Raw genomic sequence first — 17,249 nt, forward strand, 5'->3', positions numbered from 1 at the left:
ATGCCGCACAACGCATCCCGTCACCTCGCCGAGGGCCCCCGCGTGGGCGTACGGCACTTCACCTACGAGGACGGCGCCGAGTTCACCGCCCGGGTCCGCGAGAGCAAGGACCTGCACCACCCGTGGCTCTTCCCGCCGGACAGCCTCCAGGCGTACGACGCCTACGCGGCCCGGCTGATCGAGGATCCCACCAAGGCCGGGTTCCTGGTGTGCGAGAAGGACGCGGAGGGGACGAGCGAGGGCGCCATCGCCGGGTTCGTCAACATCAACAACATCGTCCAGGGCGGATTCCTCAGCGGGGCGCTGGGCTACGGCGCCTTCGCGCACGCGGCGGGCCGCGGGCTGATGCGCGAAGGGCTGGACCTCGTCGTGCGGTACGCGTTCGGACCCATGCGGCTGCACCGGCTGGAGATCAACGTGCAGCCGGGCAACGCCGCCTCGATCGCGCTGGCCCGCGCCTGCGGCTTCCACCTGGAGGGCTTCTCGCCGAGGATGCTCTACATCGACGGGGCCTGGCGCGACCACCAGCGGTGGGCGATCACCGCCGAGACCGTGACTTCCGGTTGATCTTCATCGTGTCCAGGTCCGTCACCGTCGACCGCAGGTCGCGGAACCCGTGGCCGAGTTCGCGCAGCGTCGTCTCCGCCCGGTCCTCGGCGATCGCACCGGCCATCTCCTCGCCGTCCGCCGCGTCCGACACCACGACGTACCGCATCGAGAAGTGCTTCAGCGGCGACGCCTCGTACGACAGCGAGCCCTCCTCGGTGAACCGCATGCTCGCCATCCCGTGGTCGGCGGCCTCCGCGAGCAGGCGGGAACGGGACTCCTCGGTCAGGCCCTCCCAGGTACCCCGGACGATCACCCGGTAGGTGTGCTGCTCACTCACGTGCCGCTCCTTCTCGCCTGCCGCCGACGGCCCGACTCTACGCGGGTCGCCGGGCGCCGCCCATCGAGTATCGACGCCGCGCCCGGCGAGGGGGCCGGACGGGGCGGACGGGGGTGAGCCCGCCCGGTCCGGCCGCCCGGTCCGGCCGTCCCTACGCCCGCCGGTCCACGTACTCGTAGATCGCCCCGTCCGGGTGGCGGGCGATCAGGTTGCGGCCCGCGGGTGTCGGGACCGGGCCCGCGATGACGTCCGCGCCCAGCGAGGTGAGGACGCGATGGGTCTCCTCGACGTCCGTCACGGCGATCGTCGCGGCGACCTTGCGCAACACCTCGAGCTGGGACTCGGGCCCGCTCATCAACAGGAAGCAGCCGACCGCGGCGACTTGGACGCCGCCGCGCTCGAAACGCAGGGCCCGGCCGCCGGCCAGACCTTCGTAGAAGGGGATCGCCTTGTCCAGGTCGTCGACGTAGACACGCAGTGTGGCTCCCAGAATGTCCATGCGGACGAGCCTAGTTGGGCGTGGCACTGTCCGTGGGTCAGGTCTCCGGCTGGAGCTGCGGCAGCACCTTCGTGCGGTAGAAGTCGAAGAAGCCGCGCAGGTCGGGGCCGATCTGGTTGACGTAGATCCGGTCGAAGCCGGCGTCGGCGAACTCCTTCAGCTCCGCGACGTGCTCGTCCACGTCGTCGCCGCACACCCGGTTGCTCCGGACCATGTCCTCGGTGACCAGGGTCTGCGCCTGCTCGAAGTGCTTGGGCGAGGGCAGCACCTGGCTCAGCTCGCCCGGCAGCAGCTCGTTGGCCCACAGCCGGTGCACGGTCCGTACCGCCTCGTCCCGGTCCGTGTCGTAGCAGACCTTCGTGCCCCCGCTGACCAGCTTCCCGCCGCCCCCGCCCTTGCGGTACTGCTCCACCAACGAGGCGTCCGGCACCATCGTGATGTAGCCGTCGCCCACCCGTGACGCCAGCTTGGTCGCCGTCGGGCCGAAGCCGGAGATGTCGATCGGGACGGGCTCGTCCGGAACGGTGTAGAGACGGGCGTTCTCCACCGTGTAGTGCGTGCCGTGGTGGTTGACCTCCTCGCCGTCGAGCAGCCGGCGCATGACCAGGATGGCCTCCTCCAGCATCTCCAGGCGTACGTGCGCGGCCGGCCAGGCGTCACCGAGGATGTGCTCGTTGAGCGCCTCGCCGGTGCCGACGCCGAGCCGGAAGCGGCCCTGGGTCATCACCGCGCTCGTCGCCGCCGCCTGGGCCACCACCGCCGGGTGGATGCGCACGGTCGGGCAGGTCACGGCCGTCTCGACGGGCAGGGACACCGCCTCGGACAGGGCGCCGATCACCGACCACACGAAGGGACTCTGGCCCTGCTCGCCGTTCCAGGGGTGGTAGTGGTCCGAGATCCACAGTGCCTGGAATCCGGCCTGCTCGGCCATCCGCGCCTGCTCGATCAGCTCCGCGGGGCCGTACTGCTCGCACGAGAGGAAATAGCCGTACTCGGGCATGGGGGTTGCCTCCGGGACATCGAGCGGGTGGGTCCCGGCACGAGTTGCCCGGGCGCCCGGCCGGAAACCGGCGGGCCGGGCCGCCGTGCGGGGCCGGGCGGACGTTTGGGCGCCCTGGCCAGGGGGACGCGGAAGGCTCACGAGGTACGCGACAGCCCGGAGGCGAACCGTGAGCCGACCCCGCATCGTGATCGTCGGTGCCGGCTTCGCCGGGTACCGGACGGCCCGCACCCTGTCCCGGCTCACCCGGCACCAGGCCGACATCACCCTGCTCAACCCGACCGACTACTTCCTCTACTTGCCGCTGCTGCCGCAGGTCGCCGCCGGGATCCTGGAACCGCGCCGGGTCAGCGTGTCGCTGTCGGGGACCCTGCCGCGGGTACGGCTGGTGCTCGGCGAGGCGGACGGCATCGACCTCGACGGGCACACCGTGCACTACACGGACCCGGAGGGCGGCGCGGGCACCCTGCCCTTCGACCGGCTGGTGCTCGCCGCGGGCAGCGTCAACAAGCTGCTGCCCATCCCCGGCGTGGCCGAGCACGCCCACGGCTTCCGCGGGCTGCCGGAGGCGCTCTATCTCCGCGACCACGTGACACGGCAGGTGGAACTGGCCGCCGCGACCGGCGACCGCGCGGAGTGCGCCGCGCGGTGCACCTTCGTCGTGGTCGGCGCCGGATACACCGGCACCGAGGTCGCCGCGCACGGCCAGATGTACACCGAGGCGCAGGTGCGGGGGCATCCGATGCGGACCGGCATGCGGCCGCGCTGGATGCTGCTGGACGTCGCGCCCCGGGTGCTGCCCGAGATGGACGAGCGGCTCTCCCGCACCGCCGAGCGGGTGCTGCGGCAGCGCGGCGTCGACGTGCGGATGGGGATCTCCGTGAAGGAGGCCACGCACGAGGGCGTCCTGCTGACCGACGGTTCGACCGTCGACACACGCACGCTGGTGTGGTGCGTGGGGGTGCGGCCCGACCCCTTGGTGGAGTCCCTCGGGCTCCCCCTGGAGCGCGGCCGGCTGCTCGTCGACCCGCACCTCCAGGTGCCCGGGCGGCCCGAGCTGTTCGCGTGCGGTGACGTGGCCGCGGTGCCCGACCTGGAACGGCCCGGCCAGTACACGCCGATGACCGCGCAGCACGCATGGCGGCACGGCAAGGTCTGCGCGCACAACGTCGCGGCGTCGCTGGGCCTCGGGGAGCGGCGTGCCTACCGCCACCGGGACAGGGGGTTCGTCGTGGACCTGGGCGGCGCGAAGGCCGCCGCCAATCCGTTCGGCGTCCCCCTGTCCGGCCCGGTGGCGGGCGCGGTCACCCGCGGCTACCACCTGGCGGCGATGCCGGGCAACCGCGTCCGGGTCGCCGCGGACTGGCTGCTCGACTCGGTGCTGCCCCGCCAGGCCGTGCAGCTGGGCCTCGTGCGGTCCGGGTCCGTGCCCCTGGAGTCGGCGTCGCCGGAGCTGGCGCGGATGCCGGGGAGCCCGACGACCGGCGAGAAGGACGGCGGGGCGGGAGGGGGAGGGAAGGGTCCGGACGCGGCGAGGGACCACAAGCCGGACACCGCGTCTGTCGCGAGCCGGCCCGATGGGGGCGGCTCCGGCCGCGAACCCGGGAGGGGACGGCCGGGTGGTGACCCCGGCAAGGGGCTGCCCGCTGGTGAGCCCGCCAAGGGCCGGCCGGGTGGTGAGCCGGCCAGGAACCAGCCGGGTGGTGAGCCCGCCAAGGGTCAGCCGGGTGGTGAGCCCGCCAGGAACCAGCCGGGTGGTGAGCCCGCCAAGAGCCGGCCCGGTGGTGAGTCCGCCAAGAGCCGGCCCGCCGGGCCTCGTACCGCCGGTGCACCCGCCGAACCCCGTACCACCGGGAGGCCCGCGAAGCCCCGGTCCACCGGGGCGTCCGCGAAGCCCCCGGCCGCCGGGCCGTCCGGCGGAAGGTCACGGTCGGACCGGCCGCACGGCACGCCGCGGTCCGCCGGTACCCCCGCCCCGACCCGGTCCGCCGGCGTACCACCCGGCGACCCCGGACCCGAACCCCCGGCGGACCAGCCGCCGCCCGGACCCGACATCGCCCCCGGCCCCGTCAGGCGCACCGACGGTCGTGCCGCGGAAGGAGACTCATGAACACCGGTGAACTCGTCGACCTCGGACAGCAGCTGCGCGTCGACAGCGTACGGACGTCCGCCGCCGCGGGCTCCGGACACCCGACGTCCTCGATGTCCGCCGCGGACCTGATGGCCGTACTCCTGGCCAACCACCTCCGCTACGACTTCGAGCGCCCCGCCCACCCCGGCAACGACCGCTTCGTCCTCTCCAAGGGGCACGCCTCGCCCCTGCTGTACTCCGCCTACAAGGCGGCCGGCGCCATCGACGACGACGAACTGCTCACCTTCCGCAAGCTGGGCAGCCGCCTGGAGGGACACCCCACGCCGCAGCGGCTGCCGTGGGTCGAGACGGCCACCGGTTCGCTCGGCCAGGGGCTGCCCGTCGGAGTCGGCATCGCACTGTCCGGCAAGCGGCTGGACCACAGCGACTACCGCGTCTGGGTGCTGTGCGGCGACAGCGAGATGGCCGAGGGCTCGGTGTGGGAGGCCGCGGAGCACGCCGGGTACGAGCACCTGGACAACCTCACCCTGATCGTCGACGTCAACCGGCTGGGCCAGCGCGGCCCGACCCGGCACGGTCACGACCTCGACGCGTACGCACGCCGTTTCCGGGCCTTCGACTGGCACACGGTCGAGATCGACGGCCACGACGTCGACGCGATCGACCGCGCCTACGGCGAGGCACTCTCCACCAGGGGACAGCCCACCGCGATCATCGCCCGCACCCTCAAGGGCAAGGGCGTGCAGGCCGTCGAGAACCGTGAGGGACAGCACGGCAAGCCGCTGCCGGACGCCGACGAGGCGATCGCCGAACTGGGCGGTCCGCGCGACCTGGGCGTACGGGTGCAGGAGCCGCCGGCCGCGCGGGCACTGCACTCGGCCGGCACCGGGCAGATCGAGCTGCCCCGCTACGACAAGGGCGACGAGGTGGCCACCCGCAACGCCTTCGGAGAGGCGCTCGCCGCACTCGGCACCGCCCGCGGCGACGTCGTCGCCCTCGACGGCGAGGTCGGGGACTCCACCCGCGCCGAGTTCTTCGCCAAGGAGCACCCCGAGCGCTACTTCGAGTGCTACATCGCCGAGCAGCAGATGGTCGCCGCCGCGGTGGGGATGGCGGCGTGCGGCTGGGTGCCGTACGCGACCACGTTCGCCGCCTTCCTGACCCGCGCCCACGACTTCGTGCGCATGGCCTCGATCAGCGGTGCCGGCATCAACCTCGTCGGCTCCCACGCGGGCGTCGCCATCGGCCAGGACGGGCCCAGCCAGATGGGCCTGGAGGACCTCGCGATGATGCGGGCCATCCACGGCTCGACCGTGCTGTACCCGTGCGACGCCAACCAGACCGCCCGCCTCGTCGCCGAGATGGCCGGCCTCGAAGGCATCCGCTATCTGCGCACCGCGCGCGGCGAGAGCAAGGTGATCTACGGCCCCGACGAGGAGTTCCCCGTCGGCGGCAGCAAGGTGCTGCGCTCCACGGACCGCGACCGGCTCACCGTCGTCGCCGCCGGCGTCACCCTGCACGAGGCGCTCGCCGCGGCCGACGCCCTCGCCGGTGACGGCGTCCCGGTCCGGGTGATCGACCTGTACTCGGTCAAGCCCGTCGACCGGGCCACCCTGCGCCAGGCCGCCGAGGACACCGGCTGCCTGCTGACCGTGGAGGACCACCACCCGGAGGGTGGCATCGGGGACGCGGTCCTCGACGCGTTCGGCGACGGACGGCCCGTGCCGCGGCTGGTCCGGCTCGCCGTCCGGACGATGCCCGGCTCGGCGTCCCCGGCGGAGGAACTGCACGCCGCGGGGATCGACGCGGAGGCCATCGCGTCGGCGGCACAGATGCTGGTGGAACAGGCGATCGTGGCGTGAGCGGTGACGCCGCGCGGACCGTCCGGGCCGGCCGGCACACGGTGGAGGTCCACCGGCCCGGCAAGGTGCTGTTCCCCGCAGCGGACGGAGACGGACGAGACGGAGACGGACGAGACGGAGGAGCGAAGGAGTACACCAAAGGGGATCTCGTCGACTACTACCGGGCCGTCGCCCCCTTCATGCTGCCGCACCTGCGGGGCCGCCCGCTGATGCTGGAGCGGCATCCGGACGGCGTCGACGGCCCGCGGTTCATGCAGAAGAACACCCCGGCGCGCTACCCCGACTGGATCAGCCGCGTCGAGGTCGCCAAGGAGGGCGGCACCGTCTGCCACACCGTCTGCGACGACACCGCCACCCTCCTCTACCTCGCCGACCAGGCCGCCCTCACCCTGCACCGCTGGCTGTCCCGTGCCGGGCAGGTCGACCGGCCGGACCGGATGGTCTTCGACCTCGACCCGGCCGACGACGACTTCGGGGCGGTCCGGGAGGCCGCGGGCCTGCTGGGCGAGCTGCTCGAGGAGCTGAGACTGCCCTCGGGACTCATGACCACCGGGTCCCGGGGGCTGCATGTGGTGGTACCGCTGACGGCACACCAGGACTTCGACGACGTACGGGATTTCGCCCGGGACGTCGCCGACACCCTGGCCGCGGCCCACCCCGACCGGCTCACCACCGCCGCCCGCAAGAAGGACCGCGGTGACCGGCTCTACCTGGACGTCCAGCGCAACGCCTACGCGCAGACCGCCGTGGCCCCCTTCACCGTCCGCGCCCGGCCCGGCGCGCCCGTGGCCACGCCCCTCTCCTGGGACCAGCTCAGGGACCCCGCCGTGGACGCCCGGCGCTGGACGATCGCGGACGCCGTCGAGCAGGCACGCACCCGGCCCTGGGAGGGAGTCATGAGCCGCGCCCGGGGCCTGGGCCCCGCCCGGCGGAGGCTCAACGCCCTACGCGGCTGACCCGCGCCGGAGGGCGAGCCGGGCGCGTCGGCGCGCGGCACATGCACGCGCCCGCGGAGGTTTGGCGAACACACTTGCGGCCACACGGAGAGAGAGGTGGCCATGTCGAACACGAACAACACGTCCGAATCGCAGGGCTCACAAAAGATACAGAAGCCACAAAAGTCACAGGCACAAGAATCACAGCAATCACATAAGCCGCGCGAGGCACAAAAGTCGCGGGAGTCACACGAGTCACATGCACCGCGTCGGCCCCGGCCGATGGAGGTTCTGCGCGACGCGCGCGCCCAGTTCGCGGAGCTCACGGGCATGACCGCGGAGTCCGTGTCGTCCTTCGAGCAGGCGGAGGAGGGCTGGGCGCTGGAGGTCGAGGTTCTCGAGCTGGAGCGGGTGCCCGACACGATGAGTCTGATGGCGAGCTACCAGGTGGAGATCGACTCCGAGGGGCAGCTCACCGGCTACCGGCGCGTCAGGCGATACGAGCGGGGCCGGGCAGAGGCGCGCGGTGCCGGCGGCCGCTAGGCCGCCCGACCGGACCCGTCACTCACAGGGAGATCACCCACCGACAGATCACCCACCGCCAAGAGGGAGGAACAGCAGGTATGACTGTCGTACCGGCACAACAGACCGGCGGCGGAGGCGGCACCAGCGGCCTTTACGACGTGCTTGAGCTCGTTCTGGACAGGGGACTCGTCATCGACGCGTTCGTGCGGGTCTCCCTGGTCGGCATCGAGATCCTGAAGATCGACGTCCGCGTCGTCGTCGCCAGCGTCGACACCTATCTGCGCTTCGCCGAGGCGTGCAACCGGCTCGACCTGGAGGCCGGGCCGCGCAAGGAGCCGGGCCTGCCCGACCTGGTCGGCGAGATGACCGAGTCCGGCGCCCGCGGCAAGTCCAAGGGGGCCCTGTCCGGCGCCGCCGAGACCATCTCCGACGCGTTCAAGCAGGCCCGTGACGAGGGCGGCTCCGAGCGCGAGACCGATGCGCGCCCGCGTGCCCGCAGGGCCGCGCCCTCGCGCCGGAAGGAGGAGCAGGAGTGAGTACGTACGTCTACGGCATCACCGCAGGCTCGCACCCGCCGCTCCCCGAAGGCGTGGGCGGCGTCGGCGACCCGCCGCGCACCGTGCGGATCCTGAAGGAGGGCGAGCTGGCGGCCGTCGTGAGCGACGCGCCCGAAGGGCTGCGCCCCAAGCGCAGGGAACTGCTCGCCCACCAGAACGTGCTGGGCGAGGTGGGCGAGGCCGGCTGTGTGCTGCCGATGCGGTTCGGCAGCGTCGCCCCCGACGACAAGGCGGTCACCGCGGTGCTCGCCGAGCGGGCCGAGCACTACAGGGAACGCCTGGGGGCGCTGGACGGTCGTGTCGAGTACAACATCAAGGCCAACCACGTCGAAGAGGCCGTCCTGCACCACGTCATGGCGGAGAACCCGGAGATCCGCGCCCTCGCGGAGTCCAACCGGCGGTCCGGTGGAGGCAGCTACGAGGACAAGATCCAGCTCGGCGAGCTGGTCGCGGCCGCGGTCAAGGGCAAGGAGGCCGAGGACGCCACCGCGCTGGAGCGTGCCCTGGAACCGAACGCCGAGGCGGTGAGCGTGGGCCCCGAGTCCACCGGCTGGCTGGCCAACGTGTCGTTCCTGGTCGGCAGGGACTCGGCCGAGGAGTTCCTGGCCGCGGTGGAGCGGGTGCGCCGGGAGATGCCGCACCTGGAGGTGCGCGTGAACGGACCGCTGCCGCCGTACAGCTTCGTCGAGCCCGGACCGTCCGAGCCGGCGGGCACCGCGGCCGGCGGCGGGGACACCGGAGTGGGATGAGGTGACGACGTGGGACTGATCTCGGAGGTCCTGCTGCTGCCGTTCGCCCCCGTGCGCGGCAGCGCCTGGGCCGTCAGACAACTGCTGAACGAGGCCGAGCGGATCTATTACGACCCCGCGACGGTCCGGGCCGAACTGGCCCGACTGGAGGAGCGGTTGGAAGCCGGTGAGATCACCGAGGAGGAGTTCGACCGACAGGAGGACGGGCTTTTGGACCGGCTGGAGTTCGCTTCGCGCAACAGCGCGGGATTGGGCAACGGGACGGCACCATGAATCGAGCTGGACTCGGCCTCGCGGTAGGGGCCGGCTATCTGCTGGGACGTACGAAGAAGCTGAAACTCGCGGTCGCCGTGGGCACCATGGTGGCCGGCCGGAAGATGAACCTGTCCCCGAAGGGCATCGCGGAGCTGGTTTCCACCCAGTTGCAGAACAACCCGCAGGTCAAGGAGATCGGGGACCAGCTGCGCACGGACCTGCGCGGGGCGGGCAAAGCCGCCTCGGGTGCCATGGTCGAGCGGCAGATCGACGCGCTCGCCGACCGCCTCCACGGGCGCACCGCCCAGGTGCGCGACCAGCTCTCCGGCGTGGCGTCCCAGGCGCCGGGCGTCGGATCAGACGACTCCCGCGACTCCCGCGACTCCCGCGACGCCCAGGACTCCGAGGCCTCGGAGGACTCGGAGCCGGACGCGGATCACGAGGACGAGAGCGAGGAAGAGCGCGAGGAGCGGCGCGAGCCGCGGCATGAACGGGCCGCGAAGAAGGCTCCGCCCCGGGCCCGGAAGGCGGCCAAGAAGGCACCCGCCAAGAAGGCGGCCGCCAGGGCTCCCGAGAAGAGGGCCGCGGCGAAGCGGACGCAGCCCGCCAAGAAGGCGGTCGGCAAGAAGACGGCCGCTGCCAGGAGCGCTGCCCGCGGCGTCGGGCCCCGGCAGTCGAAGCGCGGTGGTGAGTGATGACCGACACCCTGGGTTCCGCGACCTCCACGGCGGACAAGGCGGCGAAGACCAGCCCGCTCGCCGACGTGGCCCACAGCGAGGCCGCCGACCGCCTCAAGGCGGAGATGCAGGAGTACCTCGCCGCGCAGGCCACGCGGCTGCTGACCGGAGTCGGCCGCAAGCTCGGCGAGACCACCGGCAAGCTCAACGACATGGCCGAGGGCAACAGTCCCGGCCTCGCCAAGCTCGCCCTCGACGGCGGCCGCAAGCTCGCCGAGGGCAAGAGCCCGATGCGGGCCGCGCTCGAGGTCGGCGCCGGCAAGGTGAAGGACAACGTGGTCGGCGCCTTCAAGAACCTCGGTGGCGGCAAGGGCAGGAAGAAGGGCGGCGGCGGTCAGAAGCCGACCGTCATCATCGAGTACGTCGACGTCGGCGTACCGCTGCGCACCGCCTACGACCAGTGGACCCAGTACCAGGACTTCAGCACCTTCGCCAAGGGCGTCAAGAGCGCGAAGCGCGCCGACGACACGACGTCCGACTGGCAGCTGAAGGTCTTCTGGTCCAACCGCAGTTGGAAGGGGAAGACCACCGAGCAGGTGCCCGACGACCGGATCTCCTGGACGTCGGAGGGAGCCAAGGGCACGACCAAGGGCGTCGTCAGCTTCCACCGGCTCGCCGACAGCCTGACCCGCGTGATCCTGGTCATGGAGTACTACCCCAACGGCCTGTTCGAGAAGACCGGCAACATCTGGCGCGCCCAGGGCCGCCGGGCCCGCCTCGACCTGAAGAACTACGTCCGCCACATCACCCTCAAGGGCGAGGCGGAGGACGGCTGGCGCGGCGAGATCCGCGACGGCGAGGTCGTCCGCAGCCACGAGGACGCGCTCGCGGAGGAGCAGGAGCACGAGCGGGAAGACGAGGAGAGCCGGGAGGAGGGCGAAGAAGCGCAGGCCGAGCACGACGGGGAGCCCGAGGACGAGTACGACGAGGAACCGGAGGACGAGTACGACGAGGAGCCCGAGGACGACTACGACGACGAACCGGAGGGCGAGTACGAGGGCGAGTACGACCAGGAGAGGGAAGCCGACGAGGACGAGTACACGTCCCGTGACGAGTACGAGCACGCCGACCGCGGGGGCCGTCGATGACCACACCCGGCCGGCTGCCCGAACCCTATGGCCAGGGGCAGAGCGCCAACCTCGCCGACATCCTGGAGCGGGTGCTCGACAAGGGAATCGTCATCGCCGGTGACATCCGGATCAACCTGCTCGACATCGAGCTGCTCACCATCAAGCTGCGGCTCATCGTCGCCTCCGTCGACAAGGCCAAGGAGATGGGCATCGACTGGTGGGAGACCGACCCCGCGCTCTCCTCGAGCGCCCGGCGCGACGAACTGACCCGGGAGAACGCCGCGTTGCGCGAACGCCTGCGCGAGCTGGATCCGGGCCGCGTACCGAGGGAGGCACCGTGACCGGACACGGACTGCGGTACGTCTACGCCGTCTGCCGCCCCTTCGGCGCCGCCCTCCAGACCCAGCTGACGGGGGTGGCGGGCGACCCGCCCCGCCTGCTGGCCCACCGCGACCTGATCGCCGTCGTCAGCCATGTGCCCGAGGCCGACTTCTCCGAGGAGGCGCTGCGCGCCCACCTGGAGGACCTGGACTGGCTCGCCGGCACCGCCCGCGCCCACCAGCAGGTCATCGACGCGCTCACCGCCGTCACCACCCCGCTGCCGCTCCGGCTGGCCACCGTGTTCCGGGACGACAGCGGCGTACGCGTGATGATGGAGGAGCGGGAGGCGGCCTTCCTGCGCACGCTCGACCGGCTGGACGGGCGGGTCGAATGGGGCGTCAAGGTGTACGTCGAGGCGGAGCCCGAGCGGGCCGCGGGGCCGGCCGAACCCGCTCCGAAACCGGCGTCGGGCCGGGACTACCTGCGGCAGCGGCGCAGGCAGACACGGGCCGACGAGGACCTGTGGTCCAGGGCCGAGGAGTTCGCCACGCGCCTGCACGGGACGCTGTCCGCCCGGGCCGACGACGCGCGGCTGCACGCGCCCCAGAATCCCAGCCTTTCCGGGGCCGCCGGCCGGAACGTTCTCAACGCCGCCTATTTGGTGCGGCGGGACGTCTCCGAGGAATTCGTGGAAATGGTGGACCGGACGAAGAACGACACCCCCGGAATTCGCGTGGAACTCACCGGACCATGGGCGGCTTATTCCTTCGCCGGTGGGGACGCGGGCGGTGGGGAAGCGCGCGGCGGGGAAGCCGTCGGCGGGACGGGCACGGGGGAGGGAACATGACCGTCGTCGAACGCCGTGAGATCGCCCTCGTGGACCTGCTCGACCGGCTGCTGGCCGGCGGCGTCGTCATCACCGGCGACGTCACGCTGCGCATCGCGGACGTCGACCTGGTCCGCATCGACCTCAACGCGCTGATCAGCTCGGTCAACCGCAATGTCTCGTCGCCGTTTGGGGAGTGATGTGACCGAACGCCGCAAGAGCCTCGACCTCGAACCCGACACGGTCGAGCGCGACCTGGTCAAGCTGGTGCTCACCGTCGTCGAACTGCTGCGCCAGCTCATGGAGCGCCAGGCGCTGCGCCGGGTCGACGAGGGCGACCTGAGCGAGGAGCAGGAGGAGCGGATCGGGCTCACCCTGATGCTGCTCGACGACCGCATGACCGAACTGCGCGACCGCTACGGTCTGCGGCCCGAGGACCTGAACCTGGACCTCGGGCCGCTGGGACCGCTGCTGCCCCGGGAGTGAGCCTCCCGGGGCAGCAGCCTCGTCGCGGTCGGTTCACCGTCCGCGTTCCCTCACCGGCTCACCACCGGTACCAGCGGCCCCGGCCGCCGCCTGCCGTCGTCCCGCGGGCCAGGAAACCCAGCACCCACAGGACCAGGACCGCCAAGGCAATCCACCAGAGAATCTTCACGGCGAATCCGGCGCCGAAAAGAACAATCGCGAGAAGCAGTACGAGCAGAAGTGGAACCATAATGTTGAACCTCCTGTCGTACTGGTTTCCCGGAATTCACCGATCAGACGTACGTCAGGCTTCCTTCCGGCACAGAATTTCTCCGTGCAGGACGCTGAACCAGCCCTCCGGCCGCTCTCCCCACTCCCGCCACGCCGCCGAGACCGCGCGCAGCTGTTCCGCCGTCGCGTGGCCGCCCCCGGTGGCGCGCTCGGCGTAGGCCGAGGCCACGGTGCGGTCGGCCCACAGGCCGCTCCACCACTCCCGCTCCTGCGGTGTCGAGAAGGTCCAGGTGGCGGACGTCGCCGTGATGTCCGCGAACCCCGCCCGCAGCGCCCAGTCCTTCAGCCGGCGTCCGGCGTCCGGCTCGCCGCCGTTGGCGCGGGCCACCCGGCGGTACAGGTCCAGCCAGTCGTCCATGCCCGGGGACGCGGGGTACCAGGTCATGGCACCGTAGTCCGCGTCGCGGACGGCGACGAACCCGTTCGGCTTCGTGACCCGCTTCATCTCGCGCAGCGCCTGCACGGGATCGCCCACGTGCTGGAGCACCTGATGGGCGTGGACCACGCAGAACGTGTCGTCCGGATAGTCCAGCGCGTGCACGTCCGCGACCGCGAAGTCGGTGTTGGCCAGCCCGCGACCGGCGGCCGTGGCCCGGGCCCGCTCCACGATCTCCGGAGCCCGGTCCACGCCGGTGACGTGCCCGTCGGGGACCAGTTCCGCCAGGTCCGCGGTGATGGTGCCCGGACCGCAGCCGATGTCCAGGATCCTCATGTGGGGCTTCAGGGAGCCGAGCAGGTACCCGGCGGAGTTGGCGGCGGTGCGCCAGGTGTGCGAGCGCAGCACGGACTCGTGGTGCCCGTGCGTGTAGACGGCGGTCTCCTGCGGCTTCGGCATGGTGGGTCCCCTCTCCCGATTGGTGTGTTCACGGTACGCCCGCATGCCGAATGGTGAGACCCGCGTTTCGCAGTATGGACTGATGGAGCGTCAGGAGGGGAGCCCGTCGCCGGTGAGCGGGCGGTACACCGTGAGCGCCTCGAGCAGCTTCTCCAGCGTCAGATCGCCCCGCGTCTCGGTCAGCTCGCCGTCGAACGCCAGCAGGGTGCCAGGCGCGACACCGGACAGGCGCAGACGGGGCACCTGCACCGCCGCGTGGGCGGGGGAGCGGGTCAGCGGACCGGCGAGGGCGGCGGACAGCAGGCGCACGGCCGGCCAACGGCCACCGTGGACCACCCGCACGTCCAGCTGCCCGTCCGCCAGGTCCAGTCGGCGGCCCGAGGCGATGCCCCTGCGGTGGTACGTGCCGTTGCCCGCGAACAGCATCCACAGAGGGCGCTTGCGGCCCCGGACCTCGGCCTCCAGCGGGTGCCGGTCGGCGCGCAGCACCCGCACGGCCGCGACCACCCCGGCCGGCCAGCCGCCGATCCGGGGCGACCAGCGCTCCCGCTCACGCACCAGCTCCGGGTAGACGCCGAGGCTGAAGGTGTTCAGGAAGATGCCGCGCTGCCCGCCGGAGGCGAACCGGCCCACGTCCACGCGCACGCCCTCACCGCGCTCCAGTGCCCGGCAGAGATCCCGTACGTCCTCCACCCCGAGGTCGTAGGCGAAGTGGTTGAGCGTGCCGCCGGGCAGCACCGCCAGCGGCAGTCCGCGGCGCAGCGCGAGCGCGGCGGCGGCGTTCACGGTGCCGTCGCCGCCGCACACGCCGAGCACCCGGGCGCGGTCCGCCGCCTTCTCCAACTCCGCCGGCACGTCCTCCGGCTCGCACTCCACGACCTCCGCGTGGGGCAGCGCGTCGCACAGCGCCCGCACCCGGTCCGAGGTGCCCGAGCCGACGTTCGCCACCATGACGAGCCCCTCGCCCCCGGCCAGCGCCGGCACGTCGGCGCGCGGCCGGGCCGGCGGCGTGTGCTGGGCGCGCGTGGGCACCATCCCCCGCACGGCGAGGGCGGCCCCCGCCCCGAGGGCCGCACCGGCCAGCACGTCGCTCGGGAAGTGGACGCCGGTGTAGACCCGGGAGAGGGCGACCGCGGCGGCCACCGGCGCCACCGCCGCGCCCCACGCCGGGGACTCCAGCGCGACACCGGTCGCGAACGCGGCGGCGGAGGCGGCGTGCCCCGACGGGAAGGACGTCGTGATCGGCTGCCGCTTCAACTGCCGGACCAGCGGCACCGGGTCGAGTACGGGGCGGGGACGGCGGACCGAGCGCTTGCCGAGGGTGTTGATCGTCAGCGAGGCCAGACCGAGCGAGGCGAGGCCCCGGGCGGCGGCGCGACGGGCCCTCGGCGTGCGGGACGCGGCCAGCGCGGCGGCGGCCGCGAACCACAGCACACCATGGTTGGCGCCACGGCTCAGGCGGGGCAGCAGCGGGTCGGCGCCGGGCCAGGTCCGGGCGGCGACGGCCTCGAACACACGCTGGTCCAGCCGTAGGAAACCATTGCGGACCGGATGCGGGCCGGGTGTCGGGGCGGTGAGGTCTACGTCGGGGCTCATGCCTGCCGCCTACCCTGCCGACGGCGTTTCCAGCCGGTGGCGCGTCCCGCGCGCAGGCGCGCCCGACCGCGGCCACGGAAATGGGTTTGCCCGGGACCCGCCCGGAGCCGCAGAATCCGGTCCCATGGGTCATCTCGAAGCCGCGCACCTGGAGTACTACCTCCCCGACGGGAGGGCGCTGCTCGGCGACGTCTCCTTCCGGGTGGGGGAGGGGGCCGTCGTGGCCCTCGTCGGACCCAACGGGGCCGGCAAGACCACCCTGCTCCGCATGCTGGCCGGGGAGCTCAAACCGCACGGCGGGACCGTCACCGTCGGCGGCGGCCTCGGGGTGATGCGCCAGTTCGTGGGGTCCGTCCGGGACGAGACGACCGTGCGCGACCTGCTCGTCTCCGTGGCGCCGCCCCGCATCCGCGAGGCCGCCCGGGCCGTCGACGCCGCCGAGCACGCGATCATGACCGTCGACGACGAGGCCGCCCAGATGCGCTACGCGCAGGCCCTCGCCGACTGGGCCGAGGCACAGGGCTACGAGGCCGAGACCCTGTGGGACATCTGCACCACGGCCGCACTGGGCGTTCCCTACGAGCGCGCCCAGTGGCGGCAGGTGAGCACGCTCTCCGGCGGTGAGCAGAAGCGTCTCGTCCTGGAGGCGCTGCTGCGCGGCACGGACGAGGTGCTGCTGCTCGACGAGCCGGACAACTACCTCGACGTGCCCGGCAAGCGCTGGCTGGAGGAGCGGCTGAAGGAGACCCGCAAGACGGTCCTCTTCGTCTCCCACGACCGGGAACTCCTCGCCCGCGCCGCCCAGAAGATCGTCTCCCTGGAGCCCGGCCCCGCGGGCGCCGACGCCTGGGTGCACGGCGGCGGCTTCGCCACCTTCCACGACGCCCGGCGCGAGCGCTTCGCCCGCTTCGAGGAACTGCGCCGCCGCTGGGACGAGAAGCACGCCCAGTTGAAGAAGCTGGTGCTGACGCTGCGTCAGGCGGCTGCGGTCAGCCACGAGATGGCCTCCCGCTACGCCGCGGCGCAGACCAGGCTGCGCAAGTTCGAGGAGGCCGGACCGCCGCCCGAGCCGCCGCGCGAGCAGGACATCAGGATGCGCCTGAAGGGCGGCCGCACCGGCGTACGCGCCGTCACCTGCGAGCAACTCGAACTCACCGGTCTGATGAACCCCTTCGACCTGGAGGTCTTCTACGGCGAACGGGTCGCCGTCCTCGGCTCCAACGGCTCCGGCAAGTCGCACTTCCTGCGGCTGCTCGCCGGTGACGACGTGGCGCACAGCGGGAACTGGAAGCTCGGCGCGCGCGTGGTGCCCGGACACTTCGCGCAGACCCACGCCCACCCCGAACTGCTGGGCCGCACCCTCCTGGACATCCTGTGGACCGAGCACTCCCAGGACCGGGGCGCCGCCATGTCGAGGCTGCGCCGCTACGAGCTGACCCAGCAGGCCGAGCAGACCTTCGACCGGCTCTCCGGCGGCCAGCAGGCCCGCTTCCAGATCCTGCTGCTGGAACTCCAGGGCGTCACCGCCCTGCTGCTCGACGAGCCGACCGACAACCTCGACCTGGAATCGGCCGAAGCCCTCCAGGAGGGCCTGGAGGGCTTCGAGGGCACCGTCCTCGCGGTCACCCACGACCGCTGGTTCGCCCGCTCCTTCGACCGTTACCTCGTCTTCGGCAGCGACGGACGCGTCCGTGAGACGCCGGAGCCGGTCTGGGACGAACGGCGGGTGGAGCGGGCCCGCTGAAGCG

The 17,249-nt window shown here is 72.4% G+C and carries 21 protein-coding genes; 15 read left to right on the plus strand and 6 right to left on the minus strand.

Annotated elements, in window-relative coordinates; all coding sequences use genetic code 11:
* Nucleotides 1–567: a GNAT family N-acetyltransferase gene (locus tag RM812_RS23255; RefSeq protein ID WP_311575178.1), complete on the plus strand. Its 567-nt coding sequence runs from the start codon at nt 1–3 to the stop codon at nt 565–567.
* Here the strand turns inward: RM812_RS23255 and RM812_RS23260 are convergent.
* The 3 genes from RM812_RS23260 to RM812_RS23270 form a co-directional block, all read right to left on the minus strand.
* Nucleotides 539–886, minus strand: coding sequence for a DUF6204 family protein (locus tag RM812_RS23260; protein WP_311575179.1), 348 nt, complete (start codon nt 884–886; stop codon nt 539–541). The two genes, RM812_RS23255 and RM812_RS23260, sit on opposite strands and share 29 nt — an antisense overlap.
* A gap of 151 nt (nt 887–1,037) precedes the next feature.
* Nucleotides 1,038–1,385, minus strand: a complete 348-nt coding sequence (locus RM812_RS23265) for a VOC family protein (protein ID WP_311575180.1) — start codon at nt 1,383–1,385, stop codon at nt 1,038–1,040.
* 37 nt (nt 1,386–1,422) lie between these two features.
* Nucleotides 1,423–2,385, minus strand: coding sequence for an LLM class F420-dependent oxidoreductase (locus RM812_RS23270; RefSeq protein WP_311575181.1), 963 nt, complete (start codon nt 2,383–2,385; stop codon nt 1,423–1,425).
* A gap of 169 nt (nt 2,386–2,554) precedes the next feature.
* Between RM812_RS23270 and RM812_RS23275 the strand changes: the two genes are divergently transcribed.
* The 13 genes from RM812_RS23275 (at nt 2,555) to RM812_RS23335 (ending at nt 12,800) form a co-directional block, all read left to right on the plus strand.
* Nucleotides 2,555–4,495, plus strand: coding sequence for an NAD(P)/FAD-dependent oxidoreductase (locus RM812_RS23275; protein ID WP_311575182.1), 1,941 nt, complete (start codon nt 2,555–2,557; stop codon nt 4,493–4,495).
* Nucleotides 4,492–6,339 (plus strand): transketolase, encoded by a 1,848-nt coding sequence (locus tag RM812_RS23280; RefSeq protein ID WP_311575183.1) that lies wholly within the window; start codon nt 4,492–4,494, stop codon nt 6,337–6,339. Before RM812_RS23275 ends, RM812_RS23280 begins: the two co-directional genes overlap by 4 nt.
* The gene (gene ligD / locus RM812_RS23285) at nt 6,336–7,295 is read left to right on the plus strand and encodes a non-homologous end-joining DNA ligase (protein ID WP_311575184.1); all 960 of its coding nucleotides are present in this window, start codon (nt 6,336–6,338) and stop codon (nt 7,293–7,295) included. Before RM812_RS23280 ends, ligD begins: the two co-directional genes overlap by 4 nt.
* A gap of 102 nt (nt 7,296–7,397) precedes the next feature.
* Complete coding sequence (locus tag RM812_RS23290) at nt 7,398–7,817, plus strand: gas vesicle protein GvpO (protein ID WP_311575185.1); 420 nt, start codon at nt 7,398–7,400, stop codon at nt 7,815–7,817.
* Nucleotides 7,818–7,897: 80 nt separating this feature from the next.
* Nucleotides 7,898–8,335: a gas vesicle structural protein GvpA gene (locus tag RM812_RS23295; protein WP_311575186.1), complete on the plus strand. Its 438-nt coding sequence runs from the start codon at nt 7,898–7,900 to the stop codon at nt 8,333–8,335.
* Nucleotides 8,332–9,105 (plus strand): GvpL/GvpF family gas vesicle protein, encoded by a 774-nt coding sequence (locus RM812_RS23300; protein ID WP_311575187.1) that lies wholly within the window; start codon nt 8,332–8,334, stop codon nt 9,103–9,105. Before RM812_RS23295 ends, RM812_RS23300 begins: the two co-directional genes overlap by 4 nt.
* 9 nt (nt 9,106–9,114) lie before the next feature.
* Nucleotides 9,115–9,378 (plus strand): gas vesicle protein GvpG, encoded by a 264-nt coding sequence (locus RM812_RS23305; RefSeq protein WP_311575188.1) that lies wholly within the window; start codon nt 9,115–9,117, stop codon nt 9,376–9,378.
* Nucleotides 9,375–10,055 carry a DNA primase gene (locus RM812_RS23310; RefSeq protein ID WP_311575189.1) on the plus strand — a complete coding sequence of 227 codons (681 nt, stop codon included), beginning with the start codon at nt 9,375–9,377 and terminating at the stop codon, nt 10,053–10,055. Before RM812_RS23305 ends, RM812_RS23310 begins: the two co-directional genes overlap by 4 nt.
* Complete coding sequence (locus tag RM812_RS23315) at nt 10,055–11,185, plus strand: SRPBCC family protein (protein WP_311575190.1); 1,131 nt, start codon at nt 10,055–10,057, stop codon at nt 11,183–11,185. Before RM812_RS23310 ends, RM812_RS23315 begins: the two co-directional genes overlap by 1 nt.
* A complete protein-coding gene (locus tag RM812_RS23320) occupies nt 11,182–11,508 on the plus strand; it encodes a gas vesicle protein (RefSeq protein WP_311575191.1) in 327 nt (108 codons plus the stop codon). The genes RM812_RS23315 and RM812_RS23320 overlap by 4 nt, the downstream gene beginning before the upstream one ends.
* Entirely contained in the window at nt 11,505–12,335 is an 831-nt protein-coding gene (locus RM812_RS23325) for a GvpL/GvpF family gas vesicle protein (RefSeq protein ID WP_311575192.1), read from the plus strand. Before RM812_RS23320 ends, RM812_RS23325 begins: the two co-directional genes overlap by 4 nt.
* Complete coding sequence (locus RM812_RS23330) at nt 12,332–12,514, plus strand: gas vesicle protein (RefSeq protein ID WP_311575193.1); 183 nt, start codon at nt 12,332–12,334, stop codon at nt 12,512–12,514. The genes RM812_RS23325 and RM812_RS23330 overlap by 4 nt, the downstream gene beginning before the upstream one ends.
* On the plus strand, nt 12,489–12,800 hold the full coding sequence (locus RM812_RS23335) for a gas vesicle protein K (protein WP_311575194.1): 312 nt from the start codon (nt 12,489–12,491) through the stop codon (nt 12,798–12,800). Before RM812_RS23330 ends, RM812_RS23335 begins: the two co-directional genes overlap by 26 nt.
* A 58-nt stretch (nt 12,801–12,858) precedes the next feature.
* Here RM812_RS23335 and RM812_RS23340 read toward each other — a convergent pair whose 3' ends face one another.
* The 3 genes from RM812_RS23340 to RM812_RS23350 form a co-directional block, all read right to left on the minus strand.
* Nucleotides 12,859–13,029 carry a hydrophobic protein gene (locus RM812_RS23340; protein WP_311575195.1) on the minus strand — a complete coding sequence of 57 codons (171 nt, stop codon included), beginning with the start codon at nt 13,027–13,029 and terminating at the stop codon, nt 12,859–12,861.
* 54 nt (nt 13,030–13,083) lie between these two features.
* The gene (locus RM812_RS23345) at nt 13,084–13,905 is read right to left on the minus strand and encodes a class I SAM-dependent methyltransferase (RefSeq protein WP_311575196.1); all 822 of its coding nucleotides are present in this window, start codon (nt 13,903–13,905) and stop codon (nt 13,084–13,086) included.
* Between the two features lie 90 nt (nt 13,906–13,995).
* Nucleotides 13,996–15,501 carry a bifunctional phosphatase PAP2/diacylglycerol kinase family protein gene (locus RM812_RS23350; RefSeq protein WP_311575197.1) on the minus strand — a complete coding sequence of 502 codons (1,506 nt, stop codon included), beginning with the start codon at nt 15,499–15,501 and terminating at the stop codon, nt 13,996–13,998.
* A 124-nt stretch (nt 15,502–15,625) separates the two neighbouring features.
* Between RM812_RS23350 and RM812_RS23355 the strand changes: the two genes are divergently transcribed.
* Complete coding sequence (locus RM812_RS23355; RefSeq protein WP_311575198.1) at nt 15,626–17,245, plus strand: ABC-F family ATP-binding cassette domain-containing protein; 1,620 nt, start codon at nt 15,626–15,628, stop codon at nt 17,243–17,245.
* The last annotated feature ends 4 nt before the right edge of the window (nt 17,246–17,249 follow it).

Origin of the sequence: Streptomyces lancefieldiae (genome assembly GCF_031845825.1) — a bacterium.
Lineage (GTDB): Bacteria > Actinomycetota > Actinomycetes > Streptomycetales > Streptomycetaceae > Streptomyces > Streptomyces lancefieldiae.